General features: G+C 75.5%; 1 protein-coding gene. It reads left to right on the plus strand.

Annotated elements, in window-relative coordinates; translation table 11 throughout:
- Nucleotides 1-343 precede the first annotated feature (343 nt).
- On the plus strand, nucleotides 344-1,303 hold the full coding sequence (locus L0B03_RS17715; RefSeq protein WP_250448315.1) for a type IV toxin-antitoxin system AbiEi family antitoxin domain-containing protein: 960 nt from the start codon (nucleotides 344-346) through the stop codon (nucleotides 1,301-1,303).
- Nucleotides 1,304-1,518 lie beyond the last annotated feature (215 nt).

The following is a 1,518-nucleotide window of genomic DNA, read 5'->3' on the forward strand; positions in this document are numbered from 1 at the left end:
GTGGGGGGGCGGAGCGTGGGGGGCGGAGGGGGCGGAGCGTGGGGCGGAGGGGGCGGAGCGTGGGGGGGGCGGAGCGTGGGGGGCCGGGCTCTCGGCTCGGAGCGCCTCCGTCCTCTCTGGTGCCCTCGCCCGTGGGCTCCGCCGCCGCCTCACCCAGGGGGCCGACACCAAGACCGTCGGGATGGGGGTCGATCGAGGTCACGTGGTGGCCCTGATTCACCCCAACGCCCGCGACTCCCGGGGGGAGTCCCGGGGTTGTCCACCGGGTGCTCTCGGTGTGGCCGGTCCACAGGGCGGCCGGCCCTTCGCGTGGCACCCCGCTCACCAAGGCGAAGGTCGACGGGTGCCGCCACCTCGTCAGTCGATCGCGCACCTGGCCGAGCGGCAGTTCGGGGTGGTGACCACAGGGCAGCTGCTGACGCTCGGGGTCGAGCCGTCCTGGATCAAGCGGCAGGTGCGCCACGGACCGTGGAACCGACTGCACCGCGGTGTGCTGGTGGTCCACTCGGGGCCGGTCGAGTGGCGGACCCACGCCCAGGCAGCGCTGCTCCACGCCGGGCGCGGGGCCGTGCTGAGCCACCGGGCCGCGGGGTACCAGCACGGCTTTCTCGACAGCCCCCCACGCGTGGTCGACGTGAGCGTGCCGCACGCACGCCACGTCGCAGGCAGCCCCGGCGTCGTGCTCCACCGACGTCGCCACCTCGGCGCAGAGGGCTGGGCCCACCTGGTGAACCGGCTGCCGACGACCTGTCGCCCTGACACCGTCCTCGACCTGCTCACCCTGGCCCGCTCTGACGACGACGTGATCAGCCTGCTGTGCGCTGCTGTCCGAGCGAGGACACTCCCGGCCGAGATCCGCGACGCCGTCATGCGGAGCCCCCGCATGGCCCACCGCAGGCTCGTTCTCGAGATCCTCGAGGACGTCGAAGGAGGGGCCGAGTCGGCCCTCGAACGCCGCTACCGTCGCGATGTCGAGCGACGCCACCGGCTCCCGCGCGCGCAACGGCAGGTCCAGCACCGGCTCGGCGACGGCCGCCGCGTCCGTGCGGATGCCGTGTACGACGGGCTCGGCGTGCGCGTCGAGCTCGACGGTGAGGTCGCCCACCCCGGCGGGCGGACCGACCAGGACACCTGGCGGGACAACGCCGTGCTCCTCGAACGTGGGGACGTCACCCTGCGCTACCGGTGGCGCCACGTCCGGGTCACGCCCTGTTCGACCGCGGCCCAGGTCGTCGCAGCCCTGCGCAGCCGCGGCTGGCGCGGGACCCCGCGGCCCTGCAGCGCAGACTGTCCCGTCACCTGACTCCCCTCCCAGCACCCCCGACGCGTGGGAGCGGCCAGCGAGGGCGGAGCGTGCGGGCAGTCGCAGCTGGCGGAGACGCGACAGCGGACGGCCGGGCGGCCGGGCGGGCGCGCGCGATCGGGGTCGATCAGGGTCAGATGGCGACCCTGATCCACCCCAACGACACGGGGCACCGGCCCGGGGCGGGAGCCGGGCGGGGCGGCAGCCGGCCCGGG

Origin of the sequence: Actinotalea sp. C106, from assembly GCF_023630195.1 — a bacterium.
Classification (GTDB): Bacteria; Actinomycetota; Actinomycetes; order Actinomycetales; family Cellulomonadaceae; genus Actinotalea.